The 17,644-nt window shown below is 41.1% G+C and carries 17 protein-coding genes and 3 pseudogenes; 15 read left to right on the top strand and 5 right to left on the bottom strand.

What is annotated here, in order from left to right:
* The first annotated feature begins 9 nt into the window (after positions 1-9).
* Positions 10-1,425 carry an amidase gene (locus tag J2Z48_RS06505; RefSeq protein ID WP_307251964.1) on the top strand — a complete coding sequence of 472 codons (1,416 nt, stop codon included), beginning with the start codon at positions 10-12 and terminating at the stop codon, positions 1,423-1,425.
* Between the two features lie 20 nt (positions 1,426-1,445).
* On the opposite strand, the gene J2Z48_RS06510 is transcribed toward J2Z48_RS06505, so the two are convergent.
* A complete protein-coding gene (locus J2Z48_RS06510; protein ID WP_307251965.1) occupies positions 1,446-3,014 on the bottom strand; it encodes an alkaline phosphatase family protein in 1,569 nt (522 codons plus the stop codon).
* 194 nt (positions 3,015-3,208) lie between these two features.
* On the opposite strand from J2Z48_RS06510, the gene J2Z48_RS06515 reads away from it, so the two are divergent.
* Positions 3,209-4,405, top strand: a complete 1,197-nt coding sequence (locus tag J2Z48_RS06515; protein ID WP_307251967.1) for a M24 family metallopeptidase — start codon at positions 3,209-3,211, stop codon at positions 4,403-4,405.
* Positions 4,406-4,898: 493 nt separating this feature from the next.
* Here J2Z48_RS06515 and J2Z48_RS06520 read toward each other — a convergent pair whose 3' ends face one another.
* Positions 4,899-5,561, bottom strand: coding sequence for a CatA-like O-acetyltransferase (locus J2Z48_RS06520; RefSeq protein WP_307251969.1), 663 nt, complete (start codon positions 5,559-5,561; stop codon positions 4,899-4,901).
* A 315-nt stretch (positions 5,562-5,876) separates the two neighbouring features.
* Here J2Z48_RS06520 and J2Z48_RS06525 point away from each other — a divergent pair, with 315 nt between their 5' ends.
* From J2Z48_RS06525 to J2Z48_RS06540, 4 genes and pseudogenes are all read left to right on the top strand, one after another.
* The gene (locus tag J2Z48_RS06525) at positions 5,877-7,052 is read left to right on the top strand and encodes a GNAT family N-acetyltransferase (protein ID WP_307251971.1); all 1,176 of its coding nucleotides are present in this window, start codon (positions 5,877-5,879) and stop codon (positions 7,050-7,052) included.
* 240 nt (positions 7,053-7,292) lie between these two features.
* The gene (locus tag J2Z48_RS06530) at positions 7,293-7,490 is read left to right on the top strand and encodes a helix-turn-helix domain-containing protein (RefSeq protein WP_307251973.1); all 198 of its coding nucleotides are present in this window, start codon (positions 7,293-7,295) and stop codon (positions 7,488-7,490) included.
* 59 nt (positions 7,491-7,549) lie between these two features.
* Positions 7,550-7,651 (top strand): annotated as a pseudogene (locus tag J2Z48_RS06535) (phosphotransferase enzyme family protein); the annotation flags it as partial.
* A gap of 106 nt (positions 7,652-7,757) precedes the next feature.
* Positions 7,758-8,816, top strand: coding sequence for a monodechloroaminopyrrolnitrin synthase PrnB family protein (locus J2Z48_RS06540; protein ID WP_307251975.1), 1,059 nt, complete (start codon positions 7,758-7,760; stop codon positions 8,814-8,816).
* 58 nt (positions 8,817-8,874) lie between these two features.
* On the opposite strand, the gene J2Z48_RS06545 is transcribed toward J2Z48_RS06540, so the two are convergent.
* Positions 8,875-9,375 (bottom strand): GNAT family N-acetyltransferase, encoded by a 501-nt coding sequence (locus tag J2Z48_RS06545; RefSeq protein ID WP_307251977.1) that lies wholly within the window; start codon positions 9,373-9,375, stop codon positions 8,875-8,877.
* Positions 9,376-9,535: 160 nt separating this feature from the next.
* Here J2Z48_RS06545 and J2Z48_RS06550 point away from each other — a divergent pair, with 160 nt between their 5' ends.
* The gene (locus J2Z48_RS06550) at positions 9,536-10,366 is read left to right on the top strand and encodes an undecaprenyl-diphosphate phosphatase (RefSeq protein ID WP_307251979.1); all 831 of its coding nucleotides are present in this window, start codon (positions 9,536-9,538) and stop codon (positions 10,364-10,366) included.
* Positions 10,367-10,432: 66 nt separating this feature from the next.
* On the opposite strand, the gene J2Z48_RS06555 is transcribed toward J2Z48_RS06550, so the two are convergent.
* Complete coding sequence (locus J2Z48_RS06555) at positions 10,433-10,591, bottom strand: hypothetical protein (RefSeq protein ID WP_307251981.1); 159 nt, start codon at positions 10,589-10,591, stop codon at positions 10,433-10,435.
* Positions 10,592-10,746: 155 nt separating this feature from the next.
* Between J2Z48_RS06555 and J2Z48_RS06560 the strand changes: the two genes are divergently transcribed.
* From J2Z48_RS06560 to J2Z48_RS06595, 8 genes and pseudogenes are all read left to right on the top strand, one after another.
* On the top strand, positions 10,747-10,932 hold the full coding sequence (locus tag J2Z48_RS06560; protein WP_307251983.1) for a hypothetical protein: 186 nt from the start codon (positions 10,747-10,749) through the stop codon (positions 10,930-10,932).
* Positions 10,925-12,391 carry a recombinase family protein gene (locus tag J2Z48_RS06565; RefSeq protein WP_307251985.1) on the top strand — a complete coding sequence of 489 codons (1,467 nt, stop codon included), beginning with the start codon at positions 10,925-10,927 and terminating at the stop codon, positions 12,389-12,391. The genes J2Z48_RS06560 and J2Z48_RS06565 overlap by 8 nt, the downstream gene beginning before the upstream one ends.
* Positions 12,392-12,501: 110 nt before the next feature.
* Positions 12,502-13,167, top strand: a complete 666-nt coding sequence (locus tag J2Z48_RS06570; RefSeq protein ID WP_307251987.1) for a hypothetical protein — start codon at positions 12,502-12,504, stop codon at positions 13,165-13,167.
* A gap of 65 nt (positions 13,168-13,232) precedes the next feature.
* Positions 13,233-13,328, top strand: a pseudogene (locus tag J2Z48_RS06575) (helix-turn-helix domain-containing protein); the annotation flags it as partial.
* A gap of 144 nt (positions 13,329-13,472) precedes the next feature.
* Positions 13,473-14,390, top strand: a complete 918-nt coding sequence (locus J2Z48_RS06580) for an O-fucosyltransferase family protein (RefSeq protein WP_307251990.1) — start codon at positions 13,473-13,475, stop codon at positions 14,388-14,390.
* Between the two features lie 98 nt (positions 14,391-14,488).
* Positions 14,489-15,259 (top strand): annotated as a pseudogene (locus J2Z48_RS06585) (TylF/MycF family methyltransferase); the annotation flags it as partial.
* Between the two features lie 226 nt (positions 15,260-15,485).
* Positions 15,486-16,142, top strand: a complete 657-nt coding sequence (locus tag J2Z48_RS06590) for a futalosine hydrolase (RefSeq protein WP_307251993.1) — start codon at positions 15,486-15,488, stop codon at positions 16,140-16,142.
* A gap of 3 nt (positions 16,143-16,145) precedes the next feature.
* Positions 16,146-16,991, top strand: a complete 846-nt coding sequence (locus J2Z48_RS06595; RefSeq protein ID WP_307251995.1) for a 1,4-dihydroxy-6-naphtoate synthase — start codon at positions 16,146-16,148, stop codon at positions 16,989-16,991.
* On the opposite strand, the gene J2Z48_RS06600 is transcribed toward J2Z48_RS06595, so the two are convergent.
* Positions 16,960-17,589 (bottom strand): DUF2238 domain-containing protein, encoded by a 630-nt coding sequence (locus J2Z48_RS06600; protein ID WP_307251999.1) that lies wholly within the window; start codon positions 17,587-17,589, stop codon positions 16,960-16,962. The two genes, J2Z48_RS06595 and J2Z48_RS06600, sit on opposite strands and share 32 nt — an antisense overlap.
* Between the last annotated feature and the right edge of the window lie 55 nt (positions 17,590-17,644).

A 17,644-nucleotide genomic window follows, 5' to 3' on the forward strand; every position in this document is an offset into this window, starting at 1 on the left:
TTGTTTTATTTGTTAGATATTCTTTCACTCGACGCATCTACATTAGCAAAAAAAATAAGACATCGTGAGATCTCCTCACAAGGCGCAACGAATATCTATATTCAACGCATTCAACAGGTTAATTCTAAAATAAATGCTGTGGTTGAGGATCGTTTTGATGAGGCTAGGAAAGAAGCGAAGGCATGTGATCAAGCGATTGCAGATGGGACGGCACAGGGGAAATTATTTGGAGTTCCAATTAGTATGAAAGAGTGTTTCTCCGTCACAGGAATGAGGACAACTGGAGGCCTCCCTTTTCGAAAAAATGAGATCGATGGGGAAGATGCAGAAATGGTGAAAAAGTTACGCCAAGAAGGGGCTATCATTTTGGCAAAGACAAATACACCCTCGCTCTGCCTATGTCAAGAAACGGATAACGCTTTATATGGACGTACGAATAATCCTTGGAATCTAACGAGGACAGTAGGTGGTTCTACGGGAGGAGAAGCTGCTCTAATTGCGGTTGGTGGGGCCGCAGTTGGAATTGGGGCGGATATAGGAGGGTCTATTCGATTTCCAGCTCATTTTAACGGTGTCGTTGGATTTAAATCGGGTCAAAATCAAGTAAATCCGTTAGGGCACTATCCACTTTTTGAAGAAACGACTCAATCTTCCATGATAGGCTTGGGAGCACTAGCTAAATCAGTAAAAGACACAGAGTTGATTCATAGTATCATTGCAGATCACCCAATAACTCAAATGGAGCTAGATAAATTCGAATACATTGCCCCGCAACTCTCAACCACTTTTCCGATGTCACAAACTACTATCTCTTTGATTGACGAGCTCCGAGCACATCTAAAGCTACATAACACAGTTCATCTCGAACCAGTCCTCCATCTAGGGAAAGCGGCTTTGTGGTGGCAGAAGATCATGTCGTATGATGGTGGAAAGACGGTAGTCGAGCTGATCGCGAATGGGAAATGGCTCACGATCTATAAGCAATATGCCAGCAGTGTGTTCGGAGTAGAAACCCCGTTGCATCCATATCTAACATGGGCGTTAATGGGTATGCAGTTATTTAAACCAAATCCTGCAGAATGGAACCAACTAAAAAAGGATTTGCAAAAAGCTAGACAAGAAGTACATCAATTCCTACAGAAGAAAATCTTAGTTCTCCCTGTTTATCATTCAGCAGCTCCAAACCATGGTGAAGTATATCGGGAGATTTTTTCGATCAGAAAGACATTTCTTCAATATATGCCATACGTAGCATATGCGAATACTTTTGCTCTCCCTTCCCTTGTCATCCCAGTCGGAGAAGATCAGGACGGAATGCCTATTTCCATCCAATTTATTACCGCGAATGGCCAAGAATCAGCACTATTCCAAGCAGGTTACGAGATTGAGCAATCATTTCGTGGATACAAGCGCTGTGAATTGTGATGAAAGGGATGATAAAATAGTCAATTTGCTTTCGTAAGGCGAATCATCCATTCTTTTAGGTCAACGATTCGATTGTGGCGTGGTGATTCGGTTGTACCGGCTACGATCATAGGTACGAGGGAGTCCAGATGGTGAAGGGAGCCGTGGGAGGCACCTTTATGTGTGGGGGAGCTTCCATAGACGATTTCACAGCCCGTTGTAGCCGTTACGATGATCGCATTTTCGGAGATGTGTAGAGCGCTTACTAATCGATAGAAGGGATCGGGATAAGCGTTGTATTGAATGGTGGTCTGATCTTCTGATAAGGTGATATCAAGAAGAGAAAGATCCCCGCTTATTTGCCAAGATTGTCCGTATTCATCTAGATAAGGTCCTTCTTTTTCGAACTGGAGCTTCCCTGGGAGAGTGCCGCTTATAACTTGGTACGTATTTTCTTCTTTCCAAACGACCAAATCAAGGTCTGGATTGGATTGCAAGGTTGTTGCGATGTCTACCTTAGAAAGTGACGGATCAATGATATGTACATAAGCCATACGTTCATTGACGGCTAGGACGATCTGATCACTCTCACGAGGTTTATCTAGATTGGGAGGCTTGATTGGATAATGGGAAAGCGTTGTGTCTATATGAATATAGGCACTCTGGGAACTAGGCAGAGTATTCGTTTGACCGCTATCCCCAAGGACGATCCAGGTATAACGAGAGATTGCTTCCTCCCATGTAGGAAATGTATTTAAGATAGTCTGGATTTCTGAGTCTGCTTTTTCAATTCCTTTAATCGTAGCAATTCCATGTTGATGAACTTGGTCGTCATTTCCCGGAAAATAAAGAACGGAATAGATGGGAACACGTCCTGTTTGGATTAAGGATTGCATTTCCATGGCTGTAAATCGATCATTCATACCAAATCGAGCGATTGCTCCACCCGGTTCACTACGAGACGAGATGGGATGCATGGAACCAAATGAAAAGATTGTAGGAGCCATAGTCCGTACTTTCCTCGGAAGAAGCCCAAGTATCCAAGCAAACAATGGGGAGTGAATCTGATGTTCCGTGTTTCCTCGATAGACAACGGCGTTTATGGAAGCGGTATCATATGGGATTTCTTCATGAATGGTTCGTACTTCTTTGCTCAGCAGTCGTTGATTAAACATCATCATACTTGCTGTCAAAACCCGTTTTACGCCAAACGCAATCGATTCTTTTGCCCCAGTTCCAAAGTTCCAGAATTGCTTCGTGTTTTCATCGTAATAGCAGAGTCCATAGATTCCGTGTTGACTCGGCATGGAACCCGTCAGTAACGTACTGTCAATGACGACAGACATCGTAGGGAAAGATGAGACAATGCGCGGATAGTAGGTGCCGTTTTGAATTAAAAACTGGAGCGCGGGAGCTTTATCTACATGAATGGTATCCTGCAGGGGTGCGTCCATTAAAGAATCGATGATGATCATAATGACGGGTTTTGTTCCTTCCGGAATTTCAGGCTTAGAAATAGCTGATAAAGTTGCTCGTTTTTTCTGTGCTATGCGTATTAGGGTTGTTAAAATGAGAATGAGTCCAATGATGATGAAGATGATGGTTAGCATTTGTGATACACTCCGCTCTTTTAACATGGTTAGTAAGTAGGGTTTGATGAATGAGGGAGAAATATGCAAGGGGGAGAGAATGGATTTGATTGTGAGCGCTGTTGATTAGGGATATTGGATGATCGAGGGCAAGAGAACCACTAGTTTATATTTTGTTTTCATTGATGATTTTATTTATAAAGGAGAATTAGATTATGCATACACTTCCGCTTGTACCTAAGTCTGAGATTGAACAACGTATTCATCGTTTACAAAGTTATCTTCAGGAGCACGAGATTGATGGCGTGTTGTTAGCGCAAAATGTGGATTTGTATTATTTTACGGGAACGATGCAAAATGCTCTTTGTTATATACCTAAGTCTGGGGAACCTGTTCTATATGTGAAGAAGAGTGTTGATCGGGCTGAGTTTGAAGCACATGTTGAGGTTCAGCCGTTGGGGAGATTGAGAGAGCTAGGGGCTGTGTTAACAGAGCGGTATGGTTCGATACATAAAATTGGATTCGAGTTGGATGTTTTGCCTTATGCAACAGCTCATTTTTATCAAAAATTGTTTAGCGAAGCAGAAATGGTGGATGTCTCGTTTGCGATTCGCCATATTCGTAGTGTGAAATCTGCGTATGAGTTAACTCAAATTAAGCAGGCAGCACAAATCTTAGACGATACATTGAAGAAAGTTTCTTCATGGCTACAGATAGGTATGACGGAGTTAGAGTTAGTGGCGAGGATTGAGTACGAGTTTCGTTTACAAGGAAATATCAATTTATGGCGTATGCGTGGATTTAATCAGGAGCTAGCTTTGGGAATGGTTGCTTCAGGTGCTTCTGCTTCTACACCTACTTATTTTGATGGACCAGCAGGGGGACTTGGTGTGAGCACAGCGTCTCCACAGGGAGCTAGTTTTCGTGAAATAAAGGCAAACGAGCCGATTTTGATTGATGTGAGCATGATTGTAGAGGGTTATATGGTGGATCAAACCCGTATAGCGGTCATAGGGGAATTATCAGATCCGATCCTGGAGGCATACGAGGTGGCACGCTCGATTTTACGGAAGGTGGAGGAGCAGGGTAAGCCGGGTGCCCGCTGGCAAGATTTATATGCAACTTCGTTAGAGATGGCTAAGGATGCTGGATTATCTGACTATTTTATGGGTTATGGTGCAGATCAGGCTAAGTTCTTAGGACATGGGGTTGGAATTGAGTTAGATGAGTTGCCTATTTTAGCGAAAGGCTTTAGTCAGCCGTTGGAAGAGGGGATGGTGATTGCGATTGAGCCGAAATTTACGTTCCCGGAACAAGGTGTAATTGGGATTGAGAATACGTATGTGGTGACTGCGGATGGGTTAGTGTCGTTGTCGGTTACGTCGGAGGAGATTATGAAGATAGAGTTGTAGATGTGGGAAGGGTTTGGATGTTGTTAGCTAGATATTGGAGAGAGACCGGGGCTATGTATCGGACCACAGCTCAAAATAGTAAGCCTGCGAGGATGTGGAAAAGCAAGGCCGCTTCGTTATTCTTCGCTTCGGTTAAGTGGCAAAACTCGCAAAGAACGCTCAGACATTGCCACAAAACAACCTTGCTTCGAATAACTATGCTAGGTAGGCTTACTAACATCGCGGTGGTCCGATACATAGCCCCTAGTCTGTTCCGCTATCGATTAATAACAGTCCTGCACCAAGAGTGAGTTGCAAGGGATGAGGAATGCCGCATTCACCCTCTCAGTGGCAAAACCCTGCAAAGAACGCTCAGACATTGCCACGAAACACCTTTGCTACGAAGACTATGCTAAAAAGTGGACTCAAATTCCTTCGCAGTGCCTTTAGTCGGCTCAGACGTTGCTTAATTAACAGTCCTGTTCAAATAATGAGCCTGCGAGAGAGGTTGACATTATCTGTTGAATAGATAGGTGTTTTTCGTAACGCAGGAGTTCATATTATCTAGGTACTCTTGAAATAGTAAGAAGTATTGCCCGATATGTGCACCGTCCATGAGGGCGTGGTGTGCTTGGACGGATAGGGGCATTTTGACGAGTCCGTTTTCTTCAAAGTATTTGCCCCAAGCGATTCGAGGGATGCTGTCAACGGGAGATAGGGAGATCGGGTTCATGAAACTGGTGAATGAGACCCAAGGCATGCTGGTGAAGTAGAGTACATCATCCCGACCGACTCCGTCTGTTAGACGCACTTGTTTCTTTGCTCTCTCTGTCAATTCATGAGCTACTTTAATAAAGGTAGCTAGATCCGGGTGATGTGGGGCGGTTAAATAATCGTATACACCTTCATCTGTCATGATGGTATAAGATGGATGCGCCACTTCGTGTTCAATTACTTCTTCCCCACGAATTCGATAACGGAATTCCGGAATCTCATTCGCTACTCGACTAGCTAGATAGGTAATGGTTAAAAAGAATGGGAAACCATTTTCCTTACACCACACACGAAAACGGGTAATGTCCACATTTGCCGTCGTACAGAAATGTGGCATGTCCAGCTTACGAAAATAATCAAAATGCTTCGCGCGTTTCCAAGTTTCACGATTAATGGTTTTCATATAGATAAGCCCCTTTCTAGTAAAACTATCTTTGAAGCGGACTTGCTTTTCACATCCCTCGCAGGCTTACTATTTGAGCTGTGGTCCGATACGTGTTCCGGGCTTTCTATGATAGTTATCTAACTCTAGCGACTTAAAAGTACTGGTTTCTTATGTTTTAAAAAAGAATATATCTAGTATATAGGATTCACTCTAGTAGAAAAAGGGTATAGAGACAGAATGTTATATTTTTTTATATATACCAATAATCATCTCTTTCATTTTAATAAATAATTTACAATAAAATGAAAGTAATACATATCAATGGAGGATCCTATGTCAAATAACGTGTTTGAAGTTACCGAAGATCGATATCGAGATGCTTTGAAACTATCAGAATACGCATTTCAATATAAAGTTGCAGATGATGAGATAGAAGAGAGAATGGAGCAGTATCGAAAATACCATTCTATCTATGCCATTGAGGATGAATATACACAAGAAATCGTTGCGAAAGCACATCTCATCTCCTTTCAGATTACGTATCATCAGCAAATCATTGAGATGGGTGGCATTGCAGGGATAGCGACGTATCCCGAATATCGTCGCAAAGGTTATGTGCGCGATATGCTGATTCATTGTCTGAAAGAAATGAAAGAAAGAGGGATGACTGTCTCGGTTCTTCATCCTTTTCAAGTAGATTTCTATCGTCGATATGGATGGGAGCTTCTCTGCAATCTGTTGTCGATTAAATTGACGAAGCATGATCTTCAGCCACTTGTCCCAGCAGAAGGAACGATTCGACGCTTCACCAAAGAAGAGCATCATGCGGAAATTGAACAAGTCTATCATCAGTATGCCTTACAGTTTTCAGGGAAGCTTGTCCGCCATACAGATCGATGGCTTCAGGAGTACGATGAAGGTACAATTGCGCTTTATTACGACGAACAAAAGGTACCACAGGGATACATACTTTACGGTATCGAAAACGGAAAGTTCGTTGTGGAGGAGCTAGTAGTATTAACGGAGGAGGCTAGGAGAGGGTTATGGAATTTCGTTTGCCAACATGATTCAATGGTGAAGGAGATCGAGATTCATACTCATTCGAGAGATCCACTCCTATACTTACTAAAAGATCCTTGTGTTCGTACGGAGATAAAACCGTATGGTATGGTGCGGATTGTGGATGTGGAGAAATTTCTTGCTTACTGTCCGTTTCGATGGGATGTGGCGCAAGGAAAAGAAGTAAAATTGCAGATAACGGATCCTTTCGCACCGTGGAATGAACGTACATTTGTGATTGGAAATAAGGAAGTACAAGCAAAGGATTCATGTGACGAGGAAGAAGGCTGTGTTCAACTATCCATTAACACACTGTCAGCGGTCTTGTTTGGATATAAACGTCCGCATGAGATGTTTGAGTTAGGATTGATTCAAGGTCCCCCAGAGGCGGTTGCAGTGCTTGAGAGCTTAGTTCCTGAAACACATAGTTATATGATTGATTATTTCTAATTAGAACAAGCAAACTCTTCCATGAGTTTGTTTTTTTACATTCTCCTTTCACTTCACCCAAGTCTTCTGCATACGATGGCAGTGCATAGATGAAATGGCTTGCATTTGAGGGTAAGTCAGAAAGACCCGCCTATTTTTTCATCCGTGCTTCACTCAATCGTAAGCTCGTTCATACTATACTTTGACTGAATCCCTGACCCTCGTGTTGTTAGTGCTCGAACAAGGAAGGGTGGCAACCAATTGACTAATCAAAAAGGCAAACCCTTGTTGACGAATCGGGAGAGGGAAGTTTTCGAACTGCTCGTACAAGATAAAACTACCAAAGAAATAGCTGGGCAGCTCTTCATCAGTGAGAAAACCGTACGCAACCACATCTCCAACGTCATGTGTACCCTCTGCAAAATAAGACAAATAATCTTTATGACAAAGTATTTTTAAATTTATGTATCTTGGATCATATTTCTATGGAGGTAAGTACACTATGAAACCAGAGCTATGCCTTTGACTTCGACGATGTCGGTTACAACTGGTTCATGAATGATATCTCCATTATTCTCTATATGGTTCAGTGGTTTCCTTCCGTACCTTTTGAGAAAAAGCGGAATTGCCCATAACTTCTTGAGCGTCACTGATAGTTGCCATAAAATAAGATTCTCTTACATAAACATGTACTAATAATACAGTATGTAAAGGGAGGTTACCCCAATGAGTGGAGCGAATTTATCGATAGCAGTAGATCCTCTGTTCCCTTTAGGGGAGTTTAGTCATTATGTAGTAGAAATGTTACCAAAGCATAATATGAATGACGAATTCGAGCTGGTTGCGAAAGGGCTTACCTTATTTCCAGATTTTCATACCATTCATACCATTGCCTTTTACGCCCCATTTGAGGCTAGGATCCGTAGTATGGGGGATTTAGGAATATATTTAGTTAGTTGTTTACGTGCGGGGATCCCGGTGGAAAAACTAGGCTCTATCTATGATTCACTTTGCTTTTTATCACCCACAACAGGCGTGGTGCCAAGGGATACTTACTGTTCGTATGCAACCCATAATTCAGAGAAAGCTTTGCGGACCTTTACAGGTCATGAGAGTGAGATTGGATTTATTCGCCAACACCAACGTTCGGATGAAGCACTCATGCCAGCTGTCGATCATCTGATTCGGTTACAAACAACGAATGAACAGATGAATGAGGGTGAAAGTTTATCAATTATTCTGGAATGTATTAAAAAACTAATTGATGAGAATAAACACGTTCATCAATCTGTCGACCCAGTCTTTTTTATCAAGTATTTTCGAGAGTATTTCTTCCCTATTGAGATACAGGGGAAGATGTTAAATGCCCCGAGTGGTGTTCATCTGGCTAATATCATTCTTTTGGATATTGGGATTGGTAGTGCCGATGACCGCTATCTAGATACTACGAATGAATTGATGGATTATCTAGAGCCAATTGAAAGACTCAAAATCATACAAACAAAGCGACTCCCATCCTTAAAAGAAAAATTCATCCAACAGTATAAAAAGACGAATGGCACGAATCGAGAGGAATTGGATCTTCTCATGGAAATATACAAGTATATGAGAATTTACCGCTATGTACACCAAGGACTTGTCACGAGATATATTCGTAAGCAAGATACCAATGTGAAATTTGGAACAGGTGGGTTTCCTTTTGATGAATTTCTAGAAGAACGGATTCAAATTGTGAAACGAGCAGAAGCAGATGTTCGCAAAGCATTTGCACAGGTGAGAGAATAGACGATCATGCAACAAATACTAAAAAGCATCATAACAAACAATCATGTATGCCTTGTGACTAAGAAGGTTCAGTAAAACCTAATTTACAGTTGATAGCAAGCATAGGATTATTTGTACTAGCAACATGAGTGGTGATAGATTGAATGCCTTTCTCTAAGCAAATGAGGATCATTTTTTGTTTTAACACAGTCGCGATTCCAGTGCCTCGATACTCTTTCGTGACAACAGTTAAACCATTATGACCCTTATGCCCATGGATGGAGAGTGTGGTTAATCCAATCCATTTGCCGTTATGGGATGCGAGAAAGGTTGTTTCTCTATGTTTCCAGTAATGATGGAGATAGATGTTCTTTATAAAATCCTCATACGTTTCAAAGTCACCCGACTTGTGTCCAGGGTCATCTAACACTCCCTCACGTACTAAATGATAGAGCTTTTGCCGAACTTCTTCCGTATTCTCTTCAGAAGATAGAGTGAAGAAATGGTACATGGGGTCGAGGGAAGATAGAATGGGTGGTGTAGTTTTAGCTAAATCAAGTGATAAATCAATCAATTTCATGCGGGCCTCCATTTCCACATTCTTTCATATTACCATGTCATGACACCTATCTTTCACAATTTTTAGGTGACATAGCATGAAATATGTATCAATATAGTCTTATTGGTTGTCTTACATATAGAGTATATGATTCTATCATTTCTTGATTAGAAAGGTGAGCTTGAATTTGTGGGATATTTTTGTAGCGTTTGTACTAGGAATCGTAGAAGGATTAACGGAGTTTGCACCTGTATCATCCACAGGACACATGATTCTTGTTGATGATATGATTTTTCAATCAAAAAAACTATTTTCTCCTGAAGTGGCAAACACGTTTAAAGTGGTGATTCAGTTAGGTTCTATTTTAGCGGTAGTCATCGTATTTAAGGAGAGATTTTTCAATTTGCTTGGTTTGAAAAAAGATCGCTCAGAAGATGCCGAGCAGGGATATAAGCTCAGTTTAAAACATGTGATTGTGGGAATGATGCCAGCGGCAATACTAGGCTTCTTATTTAATGGTTATATTGATGAGCATCTATTTACTGCTAAAACTGTTGTCATTGGCTTAATAGCAGGAGCGATTCTGATGCTAGCCGCGGATTGGTTTCGTCCAAGTAGACCGAAAGTGAAAACAGTGGATCAAATTACATACAAGCATGCGATTGGGATTGGATTATTTCAATGTATTGCTCTATGGCCTGGCTTCTCTCGTTCAGGATCGACGATGTCAGGTGGAGTATTGCTGGGACTTGGCCACCGTGCAGCAGCAGACTTTACTTTTATTATGGCGGTTCCTGTGATGTTTGGAGCAAGTGCGCTTTCTCTTGTGAAACATTGGGATTCCTTTACCATGGATGCTCTCCCATTTTTCATTGTCGGTTTTATTAGTGCGTTTATCTTCGCGTTAATTTCGATTCGCTTTTTCTTAAAGTTGATTAATAAGATTAAGCTGGTGCCCTTTGCTATCTATCGAATTGTACTGGCAGCGATTATTTACTTCTTCTTTTTATAGGCATTATGAAAAGCCAAGCTTGAACGACACTCAAGCTTGGCTTTTATCTTGCAAAGATTTACCGCTCTATTTAGATCTCATGCCTTGGATAATGGCTGTAGAGATGAAACCCACGCCTACCCCGATAAGAACTCCCGCTCCTGTATTCCCCAGTGCCATTCCGATACCCAAACCTAATAATATAAAACCAGGGAGAAGCATCCCCCAACCTGTATTCTTATCCATTCTTACCGCTCCTATACTTGTTATCGCCTGTATTTACTTATAATTTATCATATGGAAAGAGTACCCGTCATCTGACAAATGTAATCATTGTTTGCTTAAAAATAGGCTTGTATCCCTGTACTTTCTGCATAGCTTGAAATACAGGGGTGATGAACTTGAAGAAGTACAGGCCGAAATGGGGCAACGAAACATATGGAACGAAAGATATTTTTCAAGCATTTCAAGAAGCCTTCTCGCCATTCTTCTCACCAGATGAATCGAATCAACGGGTAGGCTCCAAATATGACTCTGTGATGAGGGAGTACACCGACCAAAAGAAGGTGACTAGAGACAGTGAGTAAGAAGATTGCTGTGTATGTTCGGGTGTCCACAGAGAAAGATGAGCAAATTTCATCGGTTGAAAACCAGATTGATATATGTCGTAACTGGTTAGAAAGGCAAGGATTTGAATGGGATGAGAATTGTATTTATAAAGACCATGGGATTAGTGGAACCTTTTTCTTAGAACGTCCTGCAATCCAGCAAATCTTACAGCAAGCTAAGAAGAAAGAGATTGATATGGTGATCTTTAAATCCATTAGTCGTTTGGCGAGGGATCTTAAGGATTCCCTTGAAATTCGGGAGGTATTTATCGCCCATCATGTCCGGATTATCTCAGTTGAAGAAGGATATGACTCACACAAAGCTGGTAAAAATGATATGGCATTTGAATTATGGTCTCTTTTTTCGGCTCAATATAGTCGAACGTTATCGGCTGGGGTATCCGCCGCTTTAGCAGCAAAAGTTCGTAGAGGCGAGCATATTGGGAGAATTCCATATGGATTTGTTCGAATAGATGGGAAGTTGCAGATTCTAGAGGAAGAGGCAAAAGTCGCCCAGATGATATTTCGTTGGTACAACCAAGGCTGGGGATTTAAGAGAATTACCAAGGAGCTCAACTTCCTGGGGATTCCATCTAAGCAGGGGAATCAATGGCAGATGACGTCTATACAGAGATTAATTGGGAACCCCATCTATTGCGGGGATTTTATTTTAAATCAGTATACAAGTATAAAAGTAAGTGGGCGTAAAAAGCAGATTCGAAACACTCCTGAACAATGGATATGGTTTCGCGAACAACATCCAGCGATTATTACGCGGGAGGAATGGGAACAAGCAAATCCCAATCTTACGAACAAGGACAAGAGGAAGTTTACTCCATGGAACGATCTACGTAGTATTTTAAAGTGTGGTATGTGTGGTTCTAGTATGGTTATTCTTCAATCACATAAGGTTCTTAGTACAGGTGAAAAAAATTATTATCGATACTTAAAATGCTCGAGATATAGAAGGATTGGATCTACTGGTTGTGTGAATCATAAGCCCATCACATACGAAGAAATGAAGAGTTTTATAAGGAATCGATTGATCGAAAAGGGGAGATTACTGGAGTTACATTTTGTACACTATCCATCTAGTGACTATGAAAAAAAGAGAAGGGAATTCGAAAAATCTTTCCAATCTGTACAGACCAAAAGCCAGCAATTACTTGATCTATATTTGGATCAATTCATCACGAAAGATGAGTTTGAAGCGAAGCGGATCGAGTTGGATCGAAACGCCCACTATTTACAAAAACAGATCAACTTATTTCAACAAGAAAACCATCGAATTAGGGAGGTTAGAAGAGTCCAAGAAGCATTTGATACAATGGAGGAACAGGGTCAGAGCTTATTACATGTGTTTAAGACATTAGTGGAAGTCGTTATTCTCCATCCAAATCTAGAGGTTGATATAGTATATCGCTTTGAATGTCCTTAATATAAACTTAAAACAACATTAAAAACATATTTTCACCACAAAAGAAGGATATTCTGAATTTTTATAGAATCTTAACTAGTGTAAATTTATATATGGAGAGTGAACATGATATGTTGAAAAAGCTTTCAGTAACGTTTGCATTTGCATTAGCAGTATCTTCTATGGGTAGCATGGTATTGGCTGCTGATCCGATCGGTACAGAGCTTGGTATGAATGAGAAAGAGCATACGGAACAGGTCTTTATGAGAGGCGGGGAGTATGATTTAAAAGTGAAAAATGACTCCTTCCGCTCGGAGGTTGAATATTTCATTGAAAGTAATGGTGTGAAGGTTGCAGAAGGGAAGATTCAGAGAGGAAGTTCCACTACTGTATCTAAGACGTTCAAGGATCGTGGACGATATACATTAGGTCTTCGTTGTGGAGAGGATCGTGGATGTAAAGGTGCTATGACGTTAACTCCGACCGACCAATGGGATAAATGGATTGAGATTGGGCAAGGGCAAAAAGAGCATACGGAAAATGTTTTCCTCAGAAAAGATAACTATACGGTGAAAGTGGACAGTGATGGATTCGGTTTCAGAAACAAGCTCAAGTACTTCATCGCCGATAAGGATGGTAAGAAAATCGAGGAAGGCGAAGTGGGTAGAGATACGAAAGTGATCACAAGAGAGCTAAATGGTAACTATCAATTTGGTCTTAGCTGTGAGTCGGAGCGCGGTTGTAGAGGTCATATGACCATCAAAGGTGAGCATGATGGTTGGGGACCAAATCAGTAAGAAGTGGATATACTCCAGTTTCTCAAATGTGATCAATCCAGTTTTCTGTGAGCAATAGTTTGCAAAGGTTACGCATCAGTAACGTCATGCAAAAGCTCAATGTAAAAGGTCGCTCTCAGGCTGTCGTTGATCTAGTGAGATTGGGTGAGTTAGAGATCTGATTTTCCAATGGAGAAACGGATCAAGCTTGGCCAAACCCCCTACATTGTACATAGTAGGGGGTTTAAGTATGCGTATGGAATAAGCTTACTTAAAATGGAATAAGATTACTAACAAGTTTTTTACTTAAGAGGGGAGATTTATTGATGCTGTATGTCCAATATTCAATTCAGGGAAACGAAGGGCTTTGCAATCAACTGATGGCTATTTTTAGAGCAATAGGGGAAGCGTTATTTTATCAGAATCAAGGAGTAGAAGTTTGTCTTATTTTAAGTGATGTTCAAACAAGAAATTCTCCTGATTTAACAGTCCAACCTTCCTTTAAACCGATTCAAGTGGACTCATTCATAGATGTAGAATGTTTATCAGAAATACTTAAGGATAAAAAGATTAACGTGAAACGGGCAGAAGAAGTCCGTATACTCGATTCGGATTCACTCATTACCTGTAATCGAATTCTTAGACGCACAATGACTCAAGAGGAATCAAAAGAATTAGGTCTATTATTTGCAAATATGATTCCTTGGACCAAGCAAGTAATGAGGTTGTCCAATTTTATCATTGATTCAATGTCTTGTTATCCTCTATGGACTGCTACCCATTTGCGCATCGAAAGAGATTTATTGTCATTTGAAGATATAGGAGAACCTGAATTAGAAGTAATTCGACAAGGTCAATTTGATCATGTTATGAACTTTTTCTCTTGTACTAAAAACATATCTGCTATCTATGTTTCTTCTGGAATACAGACTAACGAGTATGATTTTCTAATAGATAAGTTGAGAGAAATAAATCCTAGTTTAGCGTCTGTAAATAAAGACGTTATTTTTAAAGAAAACCCAGAATTACAGAAAGAGTTTGATGAGTTGCACTTAGAGCAACAGGCGTTGGTAAACTGGTTGGTATGTACCAAAGCTCCTTTGTTTATAGGACCACATTCTTCTTCATTTTCATACTTAGCGGCTTATATTCGTCATTATCAACACTTCACAAATTTACATCCTGATTACCAAGCATGTTGGGAGGATTGGTTCCCTCGTCTTTCGTTAACGGGAATGGCTTAGCTAGCTCTATGATTCTATAGCTATAGCCGTTGCCAGTACTATCGGTATATTTTCCCGCATATTTATTATCTATCATGAGTGAGAGGGGTTTTTTAAGTATGTCTGTTAGTACAGAGCAAGCGAGCAGAGAATTATATCTAGAACTGTTAAAAAAGGCAATTCTTTTTGAGATCTATCTTGAGCATGAACATAGATATGTACAATTTCTTGATATAGCAAAAAATGCTCCTATCTCTCCTACAAAGGAAAATAGACAAAGAGGTTTAGACTGGCCTCCTATTGCTCATAGTATGACTGGCAGGGAGCGTATGAATTTTCTACATCAATGTATGAATGCTGTAATGAATGAAAATATTGAGGGCGATTTTGTAGAAACAGGAGTTTGGCGGGGTGGATCCTGTATTTTTATGAGAGGTTTTTTGAAATCTCATGGAATTACAGATAGGAAAATCTGGGTTGCTGATTCGTTTGAAGGATTACCTGCCCCTGATCCACAGTATCCGGGTGATGCGGGTCTAACACTTCATGAAGTAGACTTTTTAAGAGTTTCCGTGGAAGAAGTAATGGAGAATTTTAAAAAGTACGATTTACTAGATAGTCAAGTCACCTTTTTAAAGGGTTGGTTTAAAGATACATTACCTGTAGCGCCAATTGAAAAAATCGCGATAGCAAGATTAGACGGCGATATGTACTCTTCTACAACAGATGCTCTTGTGAATTTATATCATAAGGTGTCTGTGGGTGGATATGTTATCATTGACGATTACACCGTACCTATGTGCCAACAAGCAGTGCATGATTTCCGAAATAAATTTAACATCACTGAATCACTTATAGGCATTGATGGATGTAGTGCGTTTTGGAAGAAAACCAAAGAGATAGAAGTGGCTCGCCCAACAGAGATAGAAGTAAACCGGCCAACGGAACTAGCTCAAGGTCACAATCGTATATACAGGTTCTGATAAATGAGTCGTTTCATTACAACTAGCCCCCCTACTATGTGATAGCAGGGGGCTTTAGTCGTGTATTCTTGAAAAAATGAAATCCTATTTATGGTATGGTAGAGAGAATAAAAAATGAAGGAGATTGTCAGGGATGCACACACCACGAATTTTGATCGTAACCGCTGTAGAAGTAGAGAGAGAAGCTGTTCTTCGCGGGATCGGACGAGAAAATGAGAGAGTGAAAGTGATCGCTGCGGGAGTGGGACCTGTCACATCAGCCGTTCAAACGACACTTGAATTGGTAAAGAGTGAGAATCCATTTGATCTCGTGATCATCGCAGGAGTGGCGGGTGGATTTGTTGGACGAGCTGAGGTGGGTCATATCGTTGTCGCTGATCAAATACGATCAGGCGATTTGGGAGCAGAGTCACCAAACGGATTTATCTCCATCGATGAATTAGGATTTGGCTCGGGATCGATAGAAGTAGAAGAGAAGATGACGAAACGGATCTACCAAACGCTCATGCAGGCTGAAGCTCCAGTTTCGATGGGTCCGATCATTACCCTGAATACGACAACGGGTACAGCAGAGACTGCCAAACGGTTAGCAGGAGAATTTCCGGAGGCGCGAGCGGAAGCGATGGAGGGTTTTGGGATCGCTACAGCGGCGCGAAAGATGAATATCCCTGTGTGTGAGATTCGTACGATTTCCAACTTAGTGGGTCCTCGTGATCGTAATGCGTGGAAATTAAAGGATGCTTTATGGATGTTAGAAGAAGCGTTTGCAAAATGTAAAGAGGTGCTATAGTCGATGAAAATGGTATTTTCTTCTTGTCCAAATGATACATTTATCTTTCATGCTTGGGTGCATGGCTTAATTGCAGGAGCCCCAAAACTGGATGTTACGTATGCTGATATTGATAAAACGAATACTTGGGCGTCTGAGTCTACTATGTATGATGTGTTAAAAATCTCCTGTGCGGCTCTGCCATGGGTCCGACATGAATATGCCTTGTTGCCATGTGGTGGAGCGTTAGGTAGAGGTTGTGGTCCTTTGGTACTGGTAAATGGGCAAAAGGAAGAAGGAAGTAGCTCATTATCAGGCAAACGAGTAGCAGTTCCGAGTGAGAGATCGACGGCTTATTTACTGTTTCGATTATGGGTTGCTGAACATGTTCCAGGTGGAGTAGGCGAGATTGTAGTTATGCCTTTTCATGAGATCATGCCTGCTGTGCGGGATGGGGCAGTTGATGCTGGCTTGGTGATTCATGAGGCACGCTTTACGTACCCGACATTTGGTCTACAATTAGTAAAGGATCTTGGTGAATGGTGGGAAGAGGATACAGGGCTTTCGATTCCGCTGGGAGCCATTATTGCACGTCGTGATTTAGACATAAAAGGGATTGCTTCTACCATTCAGCAATCGGTTCAGTATGCATGGGAGCACCCGGAAGCTTCGCGAGAGTACATCCTTCAGTTGGCTCAAGAGATGGATCTAGAGGTTGCGAAGGCTCATATCAATCTATATGTAAATGAGTTTAGTGCGAATCTAGGTATAGAGGGATATCAGGCAATTGAAGCATTGCTAGGAAGAGCGGCAAAAGAAGGATTAGTACCCGAAATGCCTAATCATCTCTTCCAGCCATTTTACCCGTGACCGACTCAATTTGTCGGTCATGCCATTTACTTAACAATAACAATGCTATTCCTCCCAAAAGAGCCATCACCATATCCCAATGAGAGTCAAATATATCCCCTTGATACCCCATAAATTCTTGCACATTTTCGGTAAACAGAGACCCAAAGAGTAGTTCCAATAGTTCATATGCCGCACTGAGAGCTAATGTGATACTGAGTACCCAGATGGGGAACAGCTTCTTCCCCTTAATCTTGCTGGTCCGTATGGAAATCTCTCTCAAAAAAGCGGCAACATTCACCCCAAAGAAAAAGTGTCCAAAGCGATCAAAATGATTCCTTGAAAAATGAAATGTTTCCGTTATTTTTTCAAAAAACGGTACTTCTGCATACGTATAGTGAGCGCCGATCATCATAATGATGCACGAGATAAATGTAATCGTGTAGGTCAAAGTAGTAAGCGGAAAACGACGGTATGTAATAAGTAAGGCGAGAACTAGGAGTACGGATGGTCCTGATTCATAAAACCAGAGTGATTTTTGAACGGGTTGAATCCCAGACCAGATGAGTACTCCAGATAAAATACATAACATAATCCCCAATACCCACTTCCGATTCATCTTTTTCCCCCTTTTCTTCTTAATTATCAAGTATTATTTCCAATCGAATGCGTGT

Source organism: Croceifilum oryzae, assembly GCF_030814315.1.
GTDB lineage: Bacteria > Bacillota > Bacilli > Thermoactinomycetales > Thermoactinomycetaceae > Baia > Baia oryzae.